21 protein-coding genes are annotated in these 20,584 nt (G+C 72.3%); 13 read left to right on the forward strand and 8 right to left on the reverse strand.

The genetic code is table 11. From position 1 onward, the window contains the following. The first annotated feature begins 188 nt into the window (after nt 1-188). The gene (locus ACZ4U4_RS24440; RefSeq protein WP_467878079.1) at nt 189-1,265 is read left to right on the forward strand and encodes a glutathione S-transferase family protein; all 1,077 of its coding nucleotides are present in this window, start codon (nt 189-191) and stop codon (nt 1,263-1,265) included. Between the two features lie 56 nt (nt 1,266-1,321). Here ACZ4U4_RS24440 and dusB read toward each other — a convergent pair whose 3' ends face one another. Beyond that, entirely contained in the window at nt 1,322-2,449 is a 1,128-nt protein-coding gene (gene dusB / locus ACZ4U4_RS24445) for a tRNA dihydrouridine synthase DusB (protein ID WP_467878082.1), read from the reverse strand. Between the two features lie 190 nt (nt 2,450-2,639). Between dusB and ACZ4U4_RS24450 the strand changes: the two genes are divergently transcribed. Beyond that, nucleotides 2,640-4,136, forward strand: a complete 1,497-nt coding sequence (locus ACZ4U4_RS24450; RefSeq protein WP_467878084.1) for an MFS transporter — start codon at nt 2,640-2,642, stop codon at nt 4,134-4,136. Nucleotides 4,137-4,186: 50 nt separating this feature from the next. Here ACZ4U4_RS24450 and ACZ4U4_RS24455 read toward each other — a convergent pair whose 3' ends face one another. Further along, nucleotides 4,187-4,834: a response regulator gene (locus ACZ4U4_RS24455; RefSeq protein WP_467878349.1), complete on the reverse strand. Its 648-nt coding sequence runs from the start codon at nt 4,832-4,834 to the stop codon at nt 4,187-4,189. A 65-nt stretch (nt 4,835-4,899) separates the two neighbouring features. Then, nucleotides 4,900-6,114 (reverse strand): sensor histidine kinase, encoded by a 1,215-nt coding sequence (locus tag ACZ4U4_RS24460; protein WP_467878086.1) that lies wholly within the window; start codon nt 6,112-6,114, stop codon nt 4,900-4,902. A gap of 177 nt (nt 6,115-6,291) precedes the next feature. Here ACZ4U4_RS24460 and ACZ4U4_RS24465 point away from each other — a divergent pair, with 177 nt between their 5' ends. Then, on the forward strand, nt 6,292-6,702 hold the full coding sequence (locus ACZ4U4_RS24465) for a hypothetical protein (RefSeq protein ID WP_467878089.1): 411 nt from the start codon (nt 6,292-6,294) through the stop codon (nt 6,700-6,702). A 93-nt stretch (nt 6,703-6,795) separates the two neighbouring features. Here the strand turns inward: ACZ4U4_RS24465 and ACZ4U4_RS24470 are convergent, their stop codons facing one another. Then, nucleotides 6,796-8,178, reverse strand: a complete 1,383-nt coding sequence (locus ACZ4U4_RS24470; RefSeq protein ID WP_467602898.1) for a glycine--tRNA ligase — start codon at nt 8,176-8,178, stop codon at nt 6,796-6,798. Between the two features lie 207 nt (nt 8,179-8,385). Between ACZ4U4_RS24470 and ACZ4U4_RS24475 the strand changes: the two genes are divergently transcribed. The 4 genes from ACZ4U4_RS24475 to ACZ4U4_RS24490 all read left to right on the forward strand — a co-directional run bounded on the left by ACZ4U4_RS24475 (nt 8,386) and on the right by ACZ4U4_RS24490 (nt 11,606). After that, the gene (locus ACZ4U4_RS24475; protein WP_467878092.1) at nt 8,386-9,327 is read left to right on the forward strand and encodes a metal ABC transporter substrate-binding protein; all 942 of its coding nucleotides are present in this window, start codon (nt 8,386-8,388) and stop codon (nt 9,325-9,327) included. A 32-nt stretch (nt 9,328-9,359) separates the two neighbouring features. Beyond that, nucleotides 9,360-10,154 carry a metal ABC transporter ATP-binding protein gene (locus ACZ4U4_RS24480; protein WP_467878094.1) on the forward strand — a complete coding sequence of 265 codons (795 nt, stop codon included), beginning with the start codon at nt 9,360-9,362 and terminating at the stop codon, nt 10,152-10,154. Between the two features lies 1 nt (nt 10,155). Further along, nucleotides 10,156-11,064, forward strand: a complete 909-nt coding sequence (locus ACZ4U4_RS24485) for a metal ABC transporter permease (protein ID WP_467878096.1) — start codon at nt 10,156-10,158, stop codon at nt 11,062-11,064. Nucleotides 11,065-11,183: 119 nt separating this feature from the next. Then, the gene (locus ACZ4U4_RS24490) at nt 11,184-11,606 is read left to right on the forward strand and encodes a Fur family transcriptional regulator (protein ID WP_467878098.1); all 423 of its coding nucleotides are present in this window, start codon (nt 11,184-11,186) and stop codon (nt 11,604-11,606) included. Nucleotides 11,607-11,676: 70 nt separating this feature from the next. On the opposite strand, the gene ACZ4U4_RS24495 is transcribed toward ACZ4U4_RS24490, so the two are convergent. The 4 genes from ACZ4U4_RS24495 to ACZ4U4_RS24510 form a co-directional block, all read right to left on the reverse strand. Continuing rightward, nucleotides 11,677-12,495: an isoprenyl transferase gene (locus tag ACZ4U4_RS24495; protein WP_467878351.1), complete on the reverse strand. Its 819-nt coding sequence runs from the start codon at nt 12,493-12,495 to the stop codon at nt 11,677-11,679. 88 nt (nt 12,496-12,583) lie between these two features. Next, the gene (gene recO, locus ACZ4U4_RS24500; protein ID WP_467878102.1) at nt 12,584-13,330 is read right to left on the reverse strand and encodes a DNA repair protein RecO; all 747 of its coding nucleotides are present in this window, start codon (nt 13,328-13,330) and stop codon (nt 12,584-12,586) included. 258 nt (nt 13,331-13,588) lie between these two features. Beyond that, nucleotides 13,589-13,816, reverse strand: a complete 228-nt coding sequence (locus ACZ4U4_RS24505) for a hypothetical protein (RefSeq protein WP_467878104.1) — start codon at nt 13,814-13,816, stop codon at nt 13,589-13,591. Then, nucleotides 13,813-14,007, reverse strand: coding sequence for a hypothetical protein (locus tag ACZ4U4_RS24510; protein ID WP_078654204.1), 195 nt, complete (start codon nt 14,005-14,007; stop codon nt 13,813-13,815). The genes ACZ4U4_RS24505 and ACZ4U4_RS24510 overlap by 4 nt, the downstream gene beginning before the upstream one ends. A 1,076-nt stretch (nt 14,008-15,083) precedes the next feature. Between ACZ4U4_RS24510 and ACZ4U4_RS24515 the strand changes: the two genes are divergently transcribed. The 6 genes from ACZ4U4_RS24515 to ACZ4U4_RS24540 are packed head-to-tail and all read left to right on the forward strand — an operon-like array spanning nt 15,084 to nt 20,507. Further along, nucleotides 15,084-16,562: an ATP-binding protein gene (locus tag ACZ4U4_RS24515; RefSeq protein WP_467878107.1), complete on the forward strand. Its 1,479-nt coding sequence runs from the start codon at nt 15,084-15,086 to the stop codon at nt 16,560-16,562. Continuing rightward, nucleotides 16,559-16,987: a roadblock/LC7 domain-containing protein gene (locus ACZ4U4_RS24520; RefSeq protein ID WP_467878109.1), complete on the forward strand. Its 429-nt coding sequence runs from the start codon at nt 16,559-16,561 to the stop codon at nt 16,985-16,987. The genes ACZ4U4_RS24515 and ACZ4U4_RS24520 overlap by 4 nt, the downstream gene beginning before the upstream one ends. Continuing rightward, nucleotides 16,984-17,343 carry a DUF742 domain-containing protein gene (locus ACZ4U4_RS24525; RefSeq protein ID WP_030286933.1) on the forward strand — a complete coding sequence of 120 codons (360 nt, stop codon included), beginning with the start codon at nt 16,984-16,986 and terminating at the stop codon, nt 17,341-17,343. The genes ACZ4U4_RS24520 and ACZ4U4_RS24525 overlap by 4 nt, the downstream gene beginning before the upstream one ends. A gap of 28 nt (nt 17,344-17,371) precedes the next feature. Next, complete coding sequence (locus ACZ4U4_RS24530) at nt 17,372-17,950, forward strand: GTP-binding protein (protein WP_467878354.1); 579 nt, start codon at nt 17,372-17,374, stop codon at nt 17,948-17,950. Continuing rightward, nucleotides 17,947-19,365, forward strand: a complete 1,419-nt coding sequence (locus ACZ4U4_RS24535) for a cytochrome P450 (RefSeq protein ID WP_467878111.1) — start codon at nt 17,947-17,949, stop codon at nt 19,363-19,365. Before ACZ4U4_RS24530 ends, ACZ4U4_RS24535 begins: the two co-directional genes overlap by 4 nt. Then, nucleotides 19,290-20,507, forward strand: coding sequence for a cytochrome P450 family protein (locus ACZ4U4_RS24540; RefSeq protein ID WP_467878113.1), 1,218 nt, complete (start codon nt 19,290-19,292; stop codon nt 20,505-20,507). The genes ACZ4U4_RS24535 and ACZ4U4_RS24540 overlap by 76 nt, the downstream gene beginning before the upstream one ends. Nucleotides 20,508-20,584 lie beyond the last annotated feature (77 nt).

The following is a 20,584-nucleotide window of genomic DNA, read 5'->3' on the forward strand; positions in this document are numbered from 1 at the left end:
GGGTTATCAGGGGTGGCGAGAATCACGCGCTCGGACGGGCTACGGTCCCATCATTCGAGCGGCCGCGGGTCCGCTTGCGGACCTGCGGCGGGCGGCCGGGGCGCCCGGTCGGCCGATGCCTCCGGGCGGCGGCGGCCGCGGGCGGGAAAGCTGGCGGGGAGGCAGACCCCCACGGCAAGGAGTGAGCGATGGCCCGCCCGCACGACAGCCACGGCACCGGACCCGAGGGCGCCGCATCCGGCACCGCCACCGGCGACGGCGTCGGCAACACCGCCTACGGCCGCAAGCCCTTCTCCCGGTCCCGCAGCCACTTCGCCGACCGCATCACCGCCGACGGCAGCTCCGGCTGGCCGGTCGAGGCGGGGCGCTACCGGCTGATCATCAGCCGCGCCTGCCCCTGGGCGAGCCGGGCGGTGATCTCCCGGCGGCTGCTGGGGCTGGAGGATGCGCTGACCATGGGGATCGTCGACCCGATCCAGGACGACCGCAGCTGGCGCTTCACCCTCGACCCCGGCGACCGCGACCCGGTCCTCGGCATCCGCTTCCTGAGCGAGGCGTACGACCGGCGGGAGAAGGGATACCCGGGCGGGGTGAGCGTCCCGGCGGTCGTGGACGTGCCGAGCGGGCAGCTCGTCACCAACGATTTCCAGCAGATCACGCTCGACCTGGCCACCGAGTGGCGGGCGCTGCACCGGCCCGGGGCGCCCGACCTCTACCCCGAGGCGCTGCGCGCGGAGATCGACGAGGTGATGGAGGGCGTCTACCGGGACGTCAACAACAGGGTCTACCGGGCCGGGTTCGCGACCGGGCAGGCGGAGTACGACACGGCGTACGCGGCGGTCTTCCGGCGGCTTGACCTGCTGTCGGAGCGGCTGGCCGAGCGGCGCTACCTCGTCGGGGACACGATCACCGAGGCCGACATCCGGCTCTTCACCACGCTGGTGCGGTTCGACCCCGTCTACCACGGCCACTTCAAGTGCAACCGCTTCAAACTGTCCGAGGATCCGGTGCTGTGGGCGTACGCGAAGGACCTCTTCCAGACGCCCGGGTTCGGGGACACCGTCGACTTCCACCACATCAAGCAGCACTACTACCGGGTGCACACCGGGGTGAACCCGAACGGGATCGTGCCGGGCGGGCCCGAACTGGACGGCTGGCTCACCCCGCACCACCGCGAGGAGCTGGGCGGGCGCCCGTTCGGCGACGGCACCCCGCCGGGGCCGGTACCGGCGGGCGAGGTGGTGCCGCCGGGCGGGCGGGCATGAGCGCGGAGCGGCCGTGCCCGGCGGGCGCGGCGACCGGCCCGCCGCGCCGCCGGGGCTCAGCCGCCGGAGGTGTCCAGTTCCGCGTCGGCGCCGACGCCCGTGCAGTCGTTGGGGTCGTCGAGCCAGCCGTCGGGCAGGACGACGCGGTCGCGGCCGGAGGTGCGGCCGCGCGGGCCGTCGGCGCCGGCGGGCCAGGGCTGGACGGCGTCGATCTTGCCGAGCAGGTCCTCCAGCTCCGCGAGGGAGGAGCTGACGGCCAGACCGCGGCGCATCTCGGAGCCGACCGCGAAGCCCTTGGTGTACCAGGCGACGTGCTTGCGGAAGTCGATCACGCCGCGCTTCTCGTCGCCGATCCACTCGCCCAGCAGCGCCGCATGGCGCACCATCACGGCCGCGACCTCGCCGAACGTCGGCTCGGTGTACGCGCCGGTGCCCTCGAAGGCGGCGACCAGATCGCCGAAGAGCCAGGGGCGGCCCAGGCAGCCGCGGCCGACGACCACGCCGTCGCAGCCGGTCTCGCGGACCATCCGCAGGGCGTCGTCGGCGCACCAGATGTCGCCGTTGCCGAGCACCGGGATCTCCGGGACGTGCTCCTTGAGGCGGGCGATGGCGTCCCAGTCGGCGGTGCCGCTGTAGTGCTGGGCGGCGGTGCGGCCGTGCAGCGCGATGGCGGTGATGCCCTCCTCGGCGGCGATCCGGCCCGCGTCGAGGTAGGTGAGGTGGCCGTCGTCGATGCCCTTGCGCATCTTCATCGTCACCGGCAGGCTGCCCGCGTTCCGCACCGCGTCGCGCAGGATCGCGCGCAGCAGCGGCCGCTTGTACGGCAGCGCGGAGCCGCCGCCCTTACGGGTCACCTTGGGGACCGGGCAGCCGAAGTTCAGGTCGATGTGGTCGGCGAGATCCTCTTCGGCGATCATGCGGACGGCCTTGCCGACGGTGTCCGGGTCGACGCCGTACAGCTGGATCGAGCGCGGCTTCTCGGACGCGTCGAAGTGGATCAGCTGCATGGTCTTCTCGTTGCGCTCGACCAGCGCCCGCGTCGTGATCATCTCGCTGACGAAGAGCCCTTTGCCGCCGGAGAACTCCCGGCACAGCGTCCGGAACGGGGCGTTGGTGATCCCGGCCATGGGCGCGAGCACCACGGGCGGGGACGCCGTGTGCGGTCCGATCTGGAGCGAGGTCATGGCAGGAGGATTCCTTCGGCGGTCGGGGGCGGTGCGGCGCCGGGGCGACCCGGCGGTGCGACCTCCCATTGTCCCGCATCCGGCGGGTGGGCCCGGCGGGCGCGTCCCCGGCGGGCGGCCGGGGCGCGGCGGGGACCGGAATCCGACGTCCGGCCGGGCCGCCCCGCACGTATCGTTGTAGCGTTCAACCATGTCTGAGCTGAGCCACCGGCGGCGCCTGCTCGTCCTGGCGATCTGCTGTATGAGCCTGCTGATCGTCAGCCTCGACAACACCGTCCTCAACGTCGCACTCCCCTCCCTCCAGCACGAGCTGCACGCCTCCGTCTCCGGGCTGCAGTGGACCATCGACGCCTACACGCTGGTGCTGGCGTCGCTGCTGATGCTGTCCGGCTCGACCGCGGACCGGCTCGGGCGGCGCCGCGTCTTCACCGTGGGCCTCGCCGTCTTCTCCCTCGGCTCGCTGCTGTGCAGTCTCGCGCCGAGCCTCACCTGGCTGGTCGTCTTCCGCATGGTGCAGGCCGTCGGCGGGTCGATGCTCAACCCCGTCGCGATGTCGATCATCACCAACACCTTCACCGAGCCGCGCGAGCGGGCCCGGGCGATCGGTGCGTGGGGCGGCGTCGTCGGCATCAGCATGGCCGCCGGACCGGTCGTCGGCGGGCTGCTGGTGGAGTCCGTCGGCTGGCGCTCGATCTTCTGGATCAACGTCCCGATCGGCGCCCTGGCCCTCTTCCTCACCCTGCGCTACGTCCCCGAGTCCCGCGCCCCGCGGCCGCGCCGGCCCGACCCGGTCGGCCAGCTGCTGGTGATCGTCCTGCTGGGCGCCTTGACGTACGCGATCATCGAGGCGCCGGAGAAGGGCTGGCTCTCCGCGGAGATCCTGGTGTTCGCCACCGTCGCACTGGCGGGGCTGGCCGCGCTGATCGGCTACGAGCGGCGCCGCCGCGAGCCCCTGATCGATCTGCGGTTCTTCCACAGCGCGCCGTTCAGCGGCGCCACCGTCATAGCGGTCTGCGCCTTCGCGTCACTGGCCGGATTCCTCTTCCTCAACACGCTCTACCTCCAGAACATCCGCGGCCACACCGCCCTGGAGGCCGGGCTCTACATGCTGCCGATGGCCGGGATGACGCTGGTGTGCGCGCCGCTGTCCGGGCGGCTGGTCGGCAACCGCGGGCCACGGCTGCCGCTGCTGCTCGCGGGGTGTGCCATGGGCGCCAGCGGGCTGATGTTCGCGGCGTTCGACGCCGAGTCGACCACCGCGCTGCTGTTCACCGGGTACGTCCTGTTCGGCATCGGCTTCGGCCTGGTCAACGCGCCGATCACCAACACCGCGGTCTCCGGGATGCCACGGGCCCAGGCGGGCGTGGCGGCGGCCGTGGCGTCCACCAGCCGTCAGGTCGGCTCGTCGCTGGGCGTCGCGGTGATCGGCGCGGTGCTGGCCGGTGGCGTACGGGCGGCGGGCCCGGGCGGGGCGGCGGGCGCGGCGGCCGCGGCCGACTTCGTCGCGGCGGCCCGCCCGGCGTGGTGGATCATCGCCGGCTGCGGCGCCGCGGTCCTGCTGCTCGGCGCGCTGACCACCGGCGTCTGGGCCCGTACGACGGCCCTGCGTACCGCCGGACTCTTCGAAGGCGAGACGGTGCCGGGTGCGGTGCGGGCGGGAGCGCAGGGGCCGGGCCGGGGACGCTGAGGCGCCGGGCCATCGGCGGCGCACCCGCCGCCCGGGCCCGTCCTCCCAGGTCAGCGCCCCGCTGCCGCCACGCCCAGGAACCGCAGCACCGCCAGCACCCGGCGGTGGTCCGCGTCCGCCTTCGGCAGGTCGAGCTTGGTGAAGATGCTGTTGATGTGCTTGGCGACGGCGCTCTCGCTCACCACCAGCTGCGCGGCGACGGCGGAGTTGGAACGGCCCTCCGCCATCAGCTCCAGCACCTCCCGCTCCCGGGCGGTCAGCCGCTCCAGCGGATCGCTCGCCCGCCGGATCAGCAGCTGCGAGACGACCTGCGGATCGAGGGCGGTGCCGCCGCCGGCGACCCGGCGCAGCGCCTCGACGAACTCCTCGACGTCCGCGACCCGCTGTTTGAGGAGGTAGCCCACCCCGCAGGTATGGGCCGCGAGGAGATCGGCCGCGTACCGCTCCTCGACGTACTGGGAGAGCAGCAGCACCGCGGTGTCCGGGTGCTCCCGCCGGATCGACAGCGCGGCCCGGACGCCCTCGTCCGTGAAGCCGGGCGGCATCCGGACGTCCACCACCGCCAGCTCCGGGCGGTGCTCGGCGACGGCGGCCAGCAGCCCGGCCGCGTCCCCCGCCTCGGCGGCGACCGTGAAACCGGCCATCTCCACCACTTTGACCAGGCCGATCCGCAGCAGGACGGAGTCCTCCGCGATCACCGCACGACGCACGCCGTTCGCCCCCTCGCTCGCGCCGGGCCCGGTGGCGGGCGCCGTCGGCGCGCTCACCTCGGACACGGCAGCTCCACACTCATCGTCGTCGGGCCGCCCACCGGGCTGCTCATCCGGAACGTCCCGTCCACCGAACGCACCCGCTGCGCCAGCCCCTTGAGACCGCTGCCCCGGGCGGGATCGGCCCCGCCCGGCCCGTCGTCGGCGATCACCACCCGCAGTATTCCGCCGATCCGGGCGACCGTCACCTCGGCCCGGGTCGCCTCCCGGGCGTGCTTGGCGACGTTGGTCAGCGCCTCGGAGACGACGAAGTACGCGACGCCCTCGACGGCGGCGCTGGTCCGCTCCAGGGGATCGACCCGCAGCCGTACGGGCAGCGGTGCGCGGGCCGCGAGCCCGGACAGGGCGGCGTCCAGGCCGAGTTCGTCGAGGACGGCCGGGTGCAGCCCGCGGACGAGATGGCTCAGCTCCTCGATCGCGTCCTTCGCCTCGCGGTGCGCCGCCTCGATGACCTCCCGGGCCTCCGGCGGCAGATCGGTGAGGGTCGCCTTCGCCAGCCCCAGGTTGAGCGCGAGGGAGACCAGCCGCTGCTGGGCGCCGTCGTGGAGGTCGCGTTCGATGCGGCGGCGCTCGGCGTCCGCCGCGTCCACCGCCCCGGCCCGGCTCGCGGTCAGGTCCTCGACCCGCCGCTCCAGCTCGTCGTGGCGGCTGACGCCCAGCACCGCCCGGCCCACCAGGTTCTCCAGCCGGACCAGCCCGGCGGCGCCCGGGACGACGGCGGCCAGCGCGAGCAGGCCGAGGCCGGTGAGGTAGGTGGCCTGGGTGGTGTAGCCGGGGTGGCCGAGGCGCCACTGCCAGGGCAGCGCCCAGATCCACAGCAGCACCGTCGCGGCGGCGAGACCGGCCACCAGCAGCGTCAGCAGCAGGAGTTCGAGGGTGCCGAGGAGCGGGCCGATCAGCCAGTTGTAGCCGAACTGCCGCCGCAGCCGCCGCAGTCCGAGGCGCGGCAGCTCCACCCCGCACAGCGCCCGGAACCGCCACCGCTGGACCTCCGTGAGGCCCGGACCCGCGGCGCAGAGCAGGGCGAGCGGGGCGGCGAGGATCACCGGGGCGTCCGCGTCGCTGCCGGTCAGCGTCGCCCCGAGGAGCAGGGCCGCCCACAGGTACAGCGGGACCACCAGCAGATGCGGCAGCACCCCGGCCGCGGTGAAGAGGAGATCGCGCCGCAGCCGCAGCAGGGCCCGGCGCAACCGGGGCGGGAGGGTCATGCCGGAACCGTACGGGGCGCCCGCCCGGGCCCGCCATGCAGGTGGGGACCGGATCGGGGCTGTACCTGGCACCACCCCCGGTCGGGCCCGTGGACTACCGACACCGGCGGCCGGGATGACCAGGGTGGAGTGCGGGCCCGACGTCCGGGTTCACCGTCGCCGCAAAGGACCCGGATCATGACGCTGCCCCTCAACTCGCCCTGCCTGAAGGCACGTTGGCGCCCGCTCGCCACGGAGGGACGCCGCTGGCCGGGCCGGCTGCTGACCGGCACCGGGCTCGCCCTGCTGCCGTGGACCGTCTGCCTCGCCGCCACGCTGCCGCCGGGGCAGGCCGCGGGCTGGGGGGCCCTGGATCTCCTGGAGGCCGCGGCCCTGCTGAACGCGGGCCGCCGCCTGCTGCGCGGCGCCCCGGGGCATCGCCGTCCCGCGGCCGCCGCCGCCCTGCTGCTGCTCGCCGACGCCGTCGTGGACGTCGCCACCGCCGCGCCCGGCGCCGAACTGGCCACCGCCGCCGCCATGGCCCTGGCCGCCGAACTCCCGCTGGCGGCGGTGTGTGCGGCGCTCGCGCTGCGCCCGGATCCCCGCTGACCCGCCGCGAAAAGGCCACCGGCCCCGCCCGCAGCGTGTGCGGGCGGGGCCGGTGGCCACGCTCGGAGGCGACGGGCCGGAGCCCGCCCCGGGTCAGCAGCCGAGCAGCCGCGCGCCCAGGTACGCCTGGATCTGGTCCAGGGAGACGCGCTCCTGCTTCATGGTGTCGCGCTCGCGGACGGTGACCGCGTTGTCGTCGAGGGTGTCGAAGTCGACGGTGACGCAGAACGGGGTGCCGATCTCGTCCTGACGGCGGTAGCGGCGGCCGATGGCGCCCGCGTCGTCGAACTCGATGTTCCAGTTCTTGCGCAGGTCGGTGGCGAGGCCCTTGGCCTTCGGCGACAGCTGCGGGTTGCGGGAGAGCGGCAGGACCGCGACCTTGACCGGCGCCAGACGCGGGTCGAGGCGCATGACGGTGCGCTTCTCCATCTTGCCCTTGGCGTTCGGCGCCTCGTCCTCGATGTACGCGTCGAGCATGAAGGCGAGCATCGCGCGGTTCACGCCCGCCGCCGGCTCGATGACGTAGGGGGTCCAGCGCTCGCCGGCCTCCTGGTCGAAGTAGGAGAGGTCCTGGCCGGACGCCTTGGCGTGCGCCGACAGGTCGAAGTCGGTGCGGTTGGCGACGCCCTCCAGCTCCGAGAACTCGGTGCCGCCGAAGTTGAAGCGGTACTCGATGTCAGCGGTGCGCTTGGAGTAGTGGGAGAGCTTCTCCTTGGGGTGGTCGTACCACCGGATGTTCTCCTCGCGGATGCCGAGGTCGCGGTACCAGTTCCAGCGCTCGGCCATCCAGTACTCGTGCCACTGCTCGTCCTCGCCCGGCTTGACGAAGAACTCCATCTCCATCTGCTCGAACTCGCGGGTGCGGAAGATGAAGTTGCCCGGCGTGATCTCGTTCCGGAACGACTTGCCCATCTGCGCGATGCCGAACGGGGGCTTCTTCCGGGAGGTCTGCTGGACCTGCGCGAAGTTGGTGAAGATGCCCTGCGCGGTCTCGGGACGCAGGTAGGCGACCGAGGCGGTGTCCTGCGAGGGGCCGAGGTGGGTGGAGAGCAGACCGGAGAACTGCTTGGGCTCGGTGAAGCCGCCCTTGTTGCCGCAGTGCGGGCAGTTCAGGTCGGCCAGACCGTTGGCGGGCAGCCGGCCGTGCTTCGCCTCGTACGCCTCTTCCAGGTGGTCGGCGCGGAAGCGCTTGTGGCAGGAGGTGCACTCGGTGAGCGGGTCGGTGAAGGTGGCGACGTGGCCGGACGCCTGCCAGACCTCGGGGGCCAGGATCACCGACGAGTCGATACCGACGACGTCCTCACGCGAGGTGACCATCGCGCGCCACCACTGGCGCTTGAGGTTCTCCTTCAGCTCGACGCCCAGCGGACCGTAGTCCCAGGCGGCGCGCGAACCGCCGTAGATCTCACTGCAGGGGTAGACGAAGCCACGGCGCTTGCTCAGGCTGACGATGCTGTCGATCTTGTCGGCGGCCACGGTGCTCTCTTCATTACGACGGCGAACGATGGATGGGCGGCGGCGCTGCGCGCCGGTGCGGGTGAATGATTCAGGTTACCGGCGGGCGTACCCCCCGGGCCAAATCGCCTGGGGCACCTCTCCGCTTCCTCCCGGTACCACCCGCCCCGGGACCCCGTTCGAACATGTTGTTGACAATCGTTTCCACTTTTGTTGAAAATGACAGTCATGAACACACGCCGTCGCATATCCACCGCAGCCCTGGCCGGAGCCTGCGGCCTCGGCCTTCTCGCCCTCTCCGGCTGCTCCACCGCCACGACGGGCGCCAGCGGCGGGAAGCTGCGGGTGACGGCGTCGTTCTATCCGATGGAGTTCCTCGCCCGGCAGATCGGCGGCGACCACGTCGAGGTGTCCAACCTCACCAAGCCCGGCGTCGAACCCCACGACCTGGAGCTGTCCCCCAAGCAGACCGGCCAGCTCGGCGAGTCCGGCGCGATCGTCTACCTCAAGGGGCTCCAGCCCGCCGTCGACGAGGCGGTCGCCCAGTCCGGCGTCGAGCACATCGCCGACGCCGCCGCCATGACCACCCTGGAGAAGCACGGCGACGAGGTCGACGGCCACCACCACGGCCACTCCGCGACCGGCGCCGACGCCGACCCGCACATCTGGCTCGACCCGGTGAAGTACGCCGAGGTCGCCAAGGGCGTGAACGCGACGCTGGCCGAGGCCGACCCGGCCCACAAGGCCGACTTCCAGAAGAACACCGACGCCCTGGTCGAGAAGTTGGACGGGCTGAACACCGACTTCGAGAAGGGCCTGAAGAACCGCGCGTCGGACACCTTCCTCACCACCCACGCGGCCTTCGGCTACCTCGCCGAGCGCTACGGCCTGACCGAGGAGGCCATCAACGGCCTCGACCCCGAGTCCGAGCCCAGCGCGAACCGCATCAAGAACCTCCACACCGTGGCCGAGAAGCACCACGTCTCGACGGTCTTCTTCGAAACGCTCGCCAACCCGGCCACCGCCAAGACGCTCGCCGGCGACCTGCACCTGAAGACCGACGTGCTCGACCCCCTGGAGGGGATCACCGACGCCTCCCGCGGCAAGGACTACTTCGGCGTGATGCACGCCAACCTCGCCGCCCTCCGGAAGGCGCTCGGCACCAAGTGACCACTCACCCCGGGTCCACGACGGAGGTCAGCATGGAAGAAACGTCACCCCAGCAGCCGGACCGCCCGGTCATCGCGCTGCGCGGCGCCACCGCGTCGCTCGGCTCCCGGCCCGTGCTGCGCGGCGTCGATCTGACCGTGCACGCCGGAGAGGTCGTCGCGCTGCTCGGCGCCAACGGCTCCGGCAAGTCCACCGCCGTCCGCTCCGTGATCGGCCAGGTCCCGCTGACCGGCGGCGACCTCACCCTCTTCGGCACGCCGCTGCGCCGCTTCAAGGAGTGGCACCGCGTCGGCTACGTCCCGCAGCGCACCACGGCCGCGGGCGGGGTGCCCGCCACCGTCCGGGAGATCGTCGCCTCCGGGCGGCTGGCCCGCAGCCGCTTCGGGCTGCCGCGCCGCGCCGACCGCGAGGCCGTCCACCACGCGCTGGAGCTGGTCGGGATGGCCGACCGCGCCAAGGACTCCGCCACGGCGCTCTCCGGCGGCCAGCACCAGCGGGTGCTGATCGCCCGCGCGCTGGCCGTCGAACCGGAACTGCTGATCATGGACGAGCCGATGGCCGGGGTGGACCTCGCCAGCCAGGAGGTGCTGGCGAGCGCGCTGCGCGAGCAGGTCGCCCGCGGCACCACCGTCCTGCTCGTCCTGCACGAGCTGGGCCCGCTGGAGCCGCTGATCGACCGGGCGGTGGTGCTCCGCGACGGCTGCGTCGTCCACGACGGCCCGCCGCCCGAGGCCGTCGGCCAGCACGCGCTGCCCGGCCACGACCACGTCCACCCGCACGCCGACGACCCGGCCCCCGCGGCGCTGGGGACGGGACTGCTGAGCTGACATGGAAATCCTGACCTACGCCTTCATGCAGCGGGCCCTGATCGCCGCCCTGATCGTCGGCATCACCGCACCCGCCATCGGCATCTACCTCGTCCAGCGCCGCCAGTCCCTGATGGGCGACGGCATCGGCCATGTCGCCCTCACCGGCGTCGGCCTCGGCTTCCTGATCAACAGCAGCTCGGCGTGGGCCGGTCCGGTGTGGATCGCCACCTTCGTCGCCATCGCCGGCTCCGTCGCCATGGAGCTGATCCGCTGGTACGGCAAGACCCGCGGCGATCTGGCGCTGGCCATGCTGTTCTACGGCGGCATGGCGGGCGGTGTGATGCTGATGAACCTCTCCGACGCCGGCTCCAACGCCAACCTGAGCACATACCTCTTCGGCTCGATCACCACCGTCTCCGCGCAGGACATGACGGCGATCTGCGTACTGGCCGCGCTGGTCCTGGCGATCACCGTGGGGCTGCGCCGCCAGCTCTTCGCGGTCTGCCAGGACGAGGAGTTCGCCCGCGTCACCGGTCTGCCGGTACGGCTGCTGAACCTGCTGATCGCGGTCACCGCCGCGGTCACCGTCACCGTCGCGATGCGCGTCGTCGGCCTGCTGCTGGTCTCCGCGCTGATGGTGATCCCGGTCGCCGCCGCCCAGCAGATCAGCCGCAGCTTCGCGGTCACCTTCGCGCTGGCCGTGGCGATCGGCATCGGCGTCACCGTGACCGGCACCGCGACCTCGTACTACGTCGACGTGCCCTCCGGCGCGACGATCGTGCTCTTCGCCATCGCCGTCTTCGTCCTCTTCACGCTGCTCGCCGCGCCGCTCGCCGGGAAACGGGCGCGGGCCGCCGCCGGGGGCACCGACGGGTGCACCCTGGAAGTACCCGAGGGCCGCGCCCCGGCGGACGACGTACAGGTCTGAGCGCGGGTCCGGTCGGCGGGCGCCGCGGGGGCGTAAGTGTCACCCCGGCGATCCGGTCATCACCTGGCACAATGGCCACACGCCCGTCCAGGGGGACGACCACGACCTAGGAGGCAACGGTGGCGACGAGCGCGGGATCCCCGGTACGCGGCCGGTCGACGCGACAGCGGACCGCGGTGTCGGCCGCTCTCGACGAGGTCGACGAGTTCCGCAGCGCCCAGGAACTGCACGACATGCTCAAGCACCGGGGCGACTCGGTGGGCCTGACCACCGTCTACCGCACGCTCCAGTCGCTCGCGGACGCCGGCGAGGTCGACGTCCTGCGGACCAGCGACGGCGAGGCCGTCTACCGCCGGTGCAGCACCGACGACCACCACCATCACCTCGTCTGCCGCACCTGCGGCAAGGCGGTCGAGGTGGAGGGCCCGGCGGTGGAGAAGTGGGCCGACCAGATCGCCGCCGAGCACGGCTTCCGCGATGTCGCGCACACCATCGAGATCTTCGGCACCTGCGGCGACTGCGCCGAGGCCGCACAGAAGTAGCGGCACCCCGGTACGGCACAAGGGCCGCCTCCCCGAGCGGGAGGCGGCCCTTGTATGTGTCCGGTGGCCGTCAGACCGCCGACTCGCCCTCGGCGATCGGCGCCGCACCGAACCGGCGGTCACGCTTGGCGTACTCCAGGCAGGCTTCCCAGAGGTTCCGGCGGTCGAAATCAGGCCAGAGAATGTCCTGAAACACCATCTCGGCGTAGGCGCTCTGCCAGATCAGGTAGTTCGAGGTGCGCTGTTCACCCGACGGGCGAACGAAGAGATCGACGTCCGGCATGTCCGGGTAATACATGTACTTCGCGACGGTCTTCTCACTGACCTTGGACGGATCGAGTTTGCCCGCCTTCACATCCGCGGCAATGGCCGCAGCGGCATCCGCGATCTCCGCGCGACCGCCGTAATTCACGCAGAAATACAGCGTCATCGCGTCATTGTCCTTGGTCTGCTCCTGGGCGATCTGGAGCTCCTGGACAACGGACTTCCACAGCTTCGGCATACGCCCGACCCACCGGATGCGGATACCCAGCGCGTCCATTTCGTCACGCCGCCGCCGGATGACGTCGCGATTGAAGTTCATCAGGAAGCGGACCTCGTCCGGCGAACGCTTCCAGTTCTCGGTGGAGAATGCGTAGAGCGAGAGATTCTTCACGCCCATTTCGATGCAGCCCTTGAGGACGTCCATGACGACGCCCTCGCCGACCTTGTGGCCTTCGGTGCGCGGCAGTCCGCGCTCCTTGGCCCACCGGCCGTTTCCGTCCATGACGATGGCCACATGCTCGGGAACCAGCTCCCCGGGGATCCGCGGGGGACGCGCACCGGAGGGGTGCGGCTCGGGCGTCTCGTATTCGCGTCGATTACGGCCCAGAATTCCGCGTCGTGCCATGCGGCCCACGTCTCCCATTGTCTTGAATACCGAGGTCGATTGAGTTCGCCGGGCGGCTGCGCGCCACCCCCCGGACCATACCGCCGGGCTATTTCTCCACGTACCGGAGCGAACGCAGTCCGCGCTCCAGATGCCAGTGCAGATACGCCGCGACGAGTGAGCTGCCCTCCCGGACGTGCCGGGGTTCGCTCGCGTCCGCGGTCTCCCAGTCGCCGGTCAGCAGCGCGCTGAGGAGCCCGATGGCCTCCGAGGAGGGTACGACGCTTCCCGGCACCCGGCAGTCGCCGCACACCACCCCGCCCGAAGCGACCGAGAAGAACCGGTTCGGACCGGACAGCCCGCATTTCGCACAGTCGCCGAAGCTCGGGGCGTAGCCGTTCACCGCCAGCGAGCGGAGCAGGAAGGCGTCGAGGACCAGAGGCGGTGCGTGCTCGCCGCGGGCCAGCGTCCGCAGCCCGCCGACGAGGAGGAGGTACTGCTGCACCGCCGGTTCGCCCTCGTGGTCGGTGAAGCGCTCCGCCGTCTCCAGCATCGCGGTGCCCGCGGTGTAGCGGGCGTAGTCGGTGACGATCCCGCCGCCGTACGCCGCGAGCGACTCACTCTGGGTGCACAGCGGCAGCCCGCGCCCGACCAGCTCGCTGCCGCGGGCGAAGAACTGCACGTCGACGTGGGAGAACGGCTCCAGGCGCGCGCCGAACTTCGACTTCGTCCGCCGTACTCCGCGGGCGACGGCCCGCACCCGTCCGTGGCCGCGGGTGAGCAGCGTGATGATCCGGTCCGCCTCCCCGAGCTTCTGGGTGCGCAGCACGATGCCGTCGTCGCGGAACAGACTCATGGCGCCATTGTCCCGCATGCGCCGGGGGCGGCGGGGCGGCCGGTGCGGGGATTGCCCGCCGCCGGCGCGACCGGTCCGGACGGGCGAGGGGCGGGCGGAAATGCCGGGAACGGCGGAAATCGCGGAAAGCTCGGGTAACTCGGAAAACCGGGGAATCGCGGAACACGGGGTGGCCGGGGAATTGCGCATCGGCGGACGAACGGGGCCGCCGGGCGGCGGGGTGGAGCCTTTCCGGCCCGGACCCCGCCGGGAAGGGCGTCAGGCCAATTCGCCTCTGCTGCGGGCGTTCACGTACGCGGTCGTCGCCCGGAGACGCTCGGTGACGGTGGCCGGCCGCACCGTCGTGCGGGCACATTCCCAGTCCCGGCCCCCGCCGATCGGCCGCAGCCGGAGGATTTCGCCGTCGACCGCCACGACCTTGCCGACCCGCGCCGTACGGATATCGAGGGCGAAGGCGCCGACCGGTGGCCGGGGCGCGGTGCTCATCGTTCCCCCAGCGCGTCCGTCAGCCGCCGGGCGACATCCATCGTGCAGCGGCCCAATTCCACCAGCGGGAGCATCGCGTAATTGGCACAGGAAACGGGGTCGGGTCCAAGGGACGGCAGGACGATTCCCGCGCGTGCGAGGGTATTTCGCAATTCTTTGGTGACGGATTCAACTTCTTCGATCCGGTCCATCGGAGACCCACACCTTCTGTCGGAGCTTTCGCCGTTGGGGGGTAAAGAGTGACCCCTCGGCCCGGACTGCGCAACGAGGGGCGCACCGCAAAGCCCGGGTCGGGTAACCGGAGCAGGGTTATGGCCAATGCTTCACAAGGCGGTGAACACCGGGCGGTTCGCACCACATTCGAGGCCCCGGACCGCCGGCCCGGCGAATGGGTGCACCCCGGCACAAGGCAGCCCGTTCGCGCACGTATTCCTTTTCCCGCACCACGGCGGATGGCACGGCCGGAGGCGGAACGCGAGACCGTAAGACCCCATTCGGCGCGTCGCCCCTTATTCGGTGCGGACCGGAAATCCGGCCGTTCTTTCGAGAAAAGCTCAGAGGGTGAGCGAAAACCCGTCACCCTGCGGGGATTTCACGACAGGGCTCCCCCGCGGATCCGTCGATGCGACGCCCTTCCGGACCGTCCGCCACAAGAGGTCGGAGGGCGCGCGAAGGTGCGGACCGGCGCGCGGGAAAGCCTTGTGCGCCGGGGCCGGAGAACGGTTGCGGACGGCCCCGGGGACGCGCCGCGCGCCCATTTAGATCACCAGGTGCCGCCGCGTCAACCTCCGCCTCCGGGCCCGGGCTTGTGTGGCGATCGTCGCCCGTTCATCCCTGGTGAAGGGCGCGGCGGACCCCTACGCTCTTCTCGTCGCCGCGGCTCTCGCCGCGGGCATCCCTGACCTGGCCACATCGGCGTCGGAGGAAGGCACGCAATGCACCGCCGCCCGCTCGAACACCCCGCCGCGGCGCACCCGCAGCCGCGGCGGCGGCACCTGCGGCAACCGCCGGAGGCGGCGCGGCGACCCTCGGTGTGCCACCGCCGCCCGGGAGCACCCCCGCCCACTCCCCGCCCGGCCCACGGGATCGCAGCACACCTTCCGCACCTCTCCGACCACCCCGGGAACGGCCCGTTACCGCAACCGACGCGCCGGTAACATTCCGTCAGGCCCGGGCTTTCGTGCGGCCGTACGCGGCGCTTGCGTGCCGTTGACGCCGTGTGGTCGGCACCGGGACGACCGGCCCCGTTCCCCCAACAAGGATCTCGATGACATCCATACCGGAGGCACTGCTGTGGTGCCTCAGTGCAGGAACGGCCGCCGCCGTGGTGCTGGCCGCGTGCCTGTTCCGCGCCCAGCGGCAAGGCAAGGCCCTCACCGGGCGCCTGGCCGCCGCCGAGGAACAGAACGCGGCGACGGTACGCGGCAACACCGAGCTGCAGGCCCGGCTGCGGGCCACCGAGGCGGAGATCCGGCATCTGGCCGGTGCGCGCATCCCCGACCTGACGACGGCACTGGCCCATCCGCACGTGCCCGTCCGCGGTCTCCTCGACGGGCGGTTCGCGGACTCCGAGACGGACCACGCGCTCACCGCGGTGCTGGACCAGATCTCCGAGGCGGTCACCAAGGAGCGGCTGCGGGTCGACGCCGCCGCCCAGGCCACGCTGCGCGGCGCCACCACCACCATCCAGGCGCTGCTCTACCGCCTCCAGACCGCGCTCCAGGAGATGCAGCACCGCTACGACGACCCGTCGGTCGCCCAGGACCTGCTCCACGCGGACTTCCTCAACGAGCAGGCGCTGCGGCGCATCCAGGCCACCGGTGTCGTCTGCGGCGCCTGGCCGGGCCTCACCCGCGAGGACTCCTACCTCGCCGAACTGGTCGTCGGCGCCACCTCCCGGCTGCGCGGCTACGAGCGGGTGCAGGTCAGCAACCAGCTGCGGGACCCGATCGCGGTCGTCGCCCGGGCCGTCGAGCCGATCGCGATCACCGTCACCGAACTGCTCGCCAACGCACTGCACCACTCGCACCGGGAGCTGCCGGTCACCGTCACGCTCCAGCAGGGCAACCGCGGTGCGTCGGTGATCATCGACGACTACGGCGTCGGTATGCACGCCGACGAGATCGAGCACGCCATGGCGCTGATGTCCGGTGAGCGGGAGGTCATGCTCACCCAGCTGGGCGACCCGCCGCGGGCGGGTTTCGCCGCCGCCGGGCAGCTGGTGCGCCAGTACGGCTTCGGGGTGCACGTCGAGTCGTCGCCGTACGGCGGTGTCCGTGCGGTGATCTACATCCCGGGCGACCCGCTTCTGACCGTCCTCGACGAGAGCCGGCAGCCGATGTCCGTCATGGCCCCCGTGCCGCACCGCCCGGCCGCCTCGGCGGGCGGCTCCGTCCCCGCGACGGGCAGCGGCACCAGCCCCGCGCCGGTGGCCGCCCCGCAGTCGCCCGCCCAGCACGCCCCCGCACCGGCCACCGAGCCGTCCCCGCCCGCTCCGGGCACGCCGTTCGGGCACCCCGACCCCGGGGCCGCCCCGGGCGCCGAGGGTGAGCTGCCGCGCCGCCGGCGCCGCCGCCCGGCCACCGAGCCCGAGCCGAACCTGCCGCGCAGTGAACCGGTCGCCGACCGCACGCCGGAAGAAACCGCCTCCCGCTGGGCCGCGCTCCAGCAAGGTACCGAATCCGGCCGGGCAGCCGCCGCCCGTCCGGAGCCCCCTCGCTCCCCCGAAGGGAATCCCCACGCATGAACACCCCGACCCGCCGCCGCGTCACCGAGGACAAGTCCTGGGTACTGGCGCCTCTCCTGGAGCTGCCGCATGTTATCCACGCCGCCGTCATCTCGGGCGACGGATTCATCGAGGGCTCCTCACCCGGCCTGACCCGTGAGGCGGCCGAGGGCGTCGCCGCGATGATGTCCGCGCTCCAGGGCGCCGGACGGGCGGTGACCGCCGCCTTCGCCGAGCGGAGCGACGCCACGCTGCGGCAGACCGTCGTCGAGTCCGAGCAGGGCTGGGTGTTCGCCATCCCCGCCGGGGAGAACACCTGCCTGGCGGTCTTCGCCGGGCCGGAGGTCAACATGGGCATCGTCGCCCACCACATGCAGGTGCAGGTGTCGACGCTGGGCGCCAAGGTCATGAACAGCCCGGCCCGGGACCTCGGCAGCCCCGCATGACCCCGCGGCAGAACGGCAGGCGCCTGGTGCCGGCCTATCTGGCCACCGGCGGGCGGGCCCGGCCCAGCCGCAACACGCTGGACCGGCTGACGCTGCTGCACGGCGTGGACATGCCACCCACCAGCGAGCTGCGGCCGGAGGAGCGCCGCATCCTGGAGCTGCTGCGGCCCGGCGCGCTGTCGCTGGCCGAGGTGGCGGCCCATCTGCGGCTGCCCGTCAGCGTGGTGAAGGTCCTGGTGGCCGATCTCGTCGACGCCGGGCGGCTGCACGCCCGTGTCCCCATACCCGAAGCCGAGCAATTCGACCGGCAGATCCTGGAGAGGGTTCTCGATGGACTCCGCTCTCTCAAGTCCTAGCGGCGCGCCCGCCACCGGCGGCGGCTCGATGTACCTGTCCGGCACCGACCAGACGCTCGTCAAGCTGCTGGTCGCCGGGCCGTTCGGAGTCGGCAAGACGACGCTGATCCGCGCGCTGTCCGAGACGCAGCCGCTGCACACCGAAGAGGTGATGACGCAGTCCGGCGCGTTCGTCGACGACCTCGCCGGGGTGCGGGAGAAGACCACCACGACCGTCGCCATCGACTTCGGGCGGCTCACCCTCCCCGGCGACCTCGTCCTGTACCTCTTCGGCACCCCGGGCCAGAAGCGCTTCCGGCCGCTGTGGCAGGACATCGCCCGCGGCGCGCTGGGCGCCCTCGTCCTCGCCGACACCCGCCGTCTGGCGGACTCCTTCGAGGTGATGGACATCATCGAGGAGGCCGGGCTGCGGTACGCCGTCGCGGTCAACACCTTCCCGGACGCGCCGAACTACGACACCGAGCAGCTCCGCGACGCGCTCGACCTGCACCCCGACACACCGCTGGTGCTCTGCGACGCCCGCGACCGCGACCAGTCCGTCGACGCGCTGATCTCCCTCGTCGGACATGTGCTGGCCCATACGCCCCAGGAGAACCAGAACCCGTGACTTCCCCGTACGAACCGGGCGCCGCCCCGCCGCCCGGCTGCCCCGCGCACGCGCACGGCGGCGCGGCCCCCGCCGGACCGCAGGACGGCTACGCGCCGGGCCCCGCGCACGGCGCGACCGGTCCCGACGCCGCCGAGCAGAGCGGTCTGGTGCGGCTGTACGACCCGGAGTTCGCGGCCGACCCGCACCGCTACTACGCCCATCTGCGGCAGTACGGCGCCCTGGCGCCCGTCGAGATCGGCACCGGCGTCACCGCGATGCTGGTCACCGACTACCGCGCCGCCCTCGACCTGCTCAACGACGACACCACCTGGTCGAAGGACTCCCGCAGCTGGCAGCAGACCGTGCCGCCGGACTCCGCGGTGCTGCCGATGCTGGGCTGGCGCCCGAACGCGCTGTTCTCCGACGGCGACACCCACCGGCGCTACCGCCAGGTGATCACCGACAGCTTCCGGCTCGTCGAACCGCACGAACTGCGCGCCCGCGTCCGGCACGCCGCCGACAGCCTCATCCGGAAGTTCGGCGCCCGCGGCGACGTGGACCTGATGCCGGAGTACGCCCAGCGGCTGCCGCTGCTGATGTTCAACAACCTCTTCGGGATGCCCGAGGAGTACGGCGACCAGCTGATCGCCGCCGTGGGCGGGCTGATGGACGGGGCGACGCCCGAGGAGGCGGCCAGCGCGGACGCGGCGTTCACCGCGTACATCATGGAGCTGGTCGGCCGGAAGAAGGCCGAGCGGGGCGCCGACCTCACCTCGTGGTTCCTCGACCACCTCAACGGGCTGAGCGACGAGGAGGTCATCGCCCAGATCGTCGTGACGCTGGCCGCGGGCAACGAACCGCTGTCCAACCTCATCGGCAACTCCCTGTCGCGGATGCTCTCCGACGACCGTTACTACAGCACCCTCTCCGGCGGCGCCCTCACCGCGCAGGACGCCATCAACGAGGTGCTGTGGAACGACCCCCCGATGGCCAACTACTCCGCCCACTACCCGCGCCGCGACGTGTTCTTCCACGGCACCTGGGTGCGCGCGGGGCAGCTGGTGCTGGTCTCGTACGCGGCGGCCAACACGCAGTTCGGCGAGGTCGCGCTCGACGACCGGTCCGGCAGCGGCGCCCATCTGGCATGGGCGGCGGGGCCGCACATGTGCCCCGTCCAGCGGCACGCCCTGGTGATCGCGACCACCGCGATCGAACGTCTCACCGCCTGGCTCTCCGACATCGAACTCGCCGTTCCGGCGGAGTCGCTGACGTGGCGGCCCGGCGGGTTCCAACGAGCCCTCGCGGCTCTTCCGGCCCGCTTCACCCCGATCACTCCCGACCAGGCAGGAGCAACACCATGGGACAGCAGCCCGTCGCCATCGACCCGACCGGAGCCGACATCCACGGCGAGGCGGCACGCCTCCGCGCACTAGGCCCCGCCACCCTGGTCCAGCTGCCCGACGGGCCCACCGCCTGGTCGATCACCAGCCACGCCCTGCTCAAGGAACTGCTGACCGACCCGCGCGTCTCCAAGAACGCCCGTGCGCACTGGCCCGCCTGGCAGCGGGGCGAGTACCACGAGACCTGGCTGCAGACCTGGGTCGGCGTGAACAACATGTTCACCGCGTACGGCGCCGACCACAAGCGGCTGCGGAAGCTGATCGCCCCGGCGTTCACCGCCCGCCGCACCGAGGCGATGCTGCCGTCCGTCGAGCGCATCACCACCGCCCTCCTCGACGACCTCGCGGCGCTCCCCGCCGGCGTCACCACCGATCTGCGCGCCGGGTTCGCCCACCCGCTGCCGATGCAGGTCATCTGCGAGCTGTTCGGCATACCGGACGGCGACACCCGCGCGGAGCTGGCCCGGCTCTCCGAGATCATCATGACCACCGTCGACCCCGAGGAGGCCGGGGTCACGCTGGTGTCGACGCATGAGCTGCTCGGCAACCTCGTCGCGCTGAAGCGGAAGGAGCCCGCGGAGGACCTCACCAGCCTGCTGGTCTCCGCCCGCGACGACGACGGTCAGAAGATGAGCGAGGCGGAGCTGATCGACACGCTCCTGCTCGTCCTCGTCGCCGGTCACGAGACCACCGTCAACCTCATCGGCAACGCGGTCCACAGCCTGCTCACCCACCCCGACCAGCTCCAGCTGGTGCGCGACGGGAAGGCGAGCTGGAACGACGTCATCGAGGAGACCCTGCGCTGGGCCCCCAGCGTCGCCAACCTCCCGCTCCGCTTCGCCGTCGAGGACATCGAGCTGCCGGACGGCCCGACCATCCGCAAGGGCGAGCCGATCCTCGCGGCCATCGCCGCCACCGGCCGGGACGAGGCGCACCACGGCCCCACCGCCGGCGCCTACGACATCCGCCGCCCCGCCCCGGAACACCTCACTTTCGGCCACGGCGTGCACCACTGCCTCGGCGCCCCGCTGGCCCGGATGGAGGCGCGGACCGCGCTCCCGGCGCTCTTCGCCCGCTTCCCGGACCTGGAGTTCGCCGTCCCCACCGAGAAGCTGGAGCCCGCGGGCGGCTTCATCGTCGGCGGCTTCCGTGAGCTGCCGGTACGCCTGAGCTGATCGCCCGTCCCGACGGCCGTCGGCCCCGCAGCCCGTGGTGGGCGGCGGGGCCGACGGCCGTTGCGGGATCCGGGCCG

It is taken from the genome of Streptomyces sp. NPDC029159, from assembly GCF_055564055.1.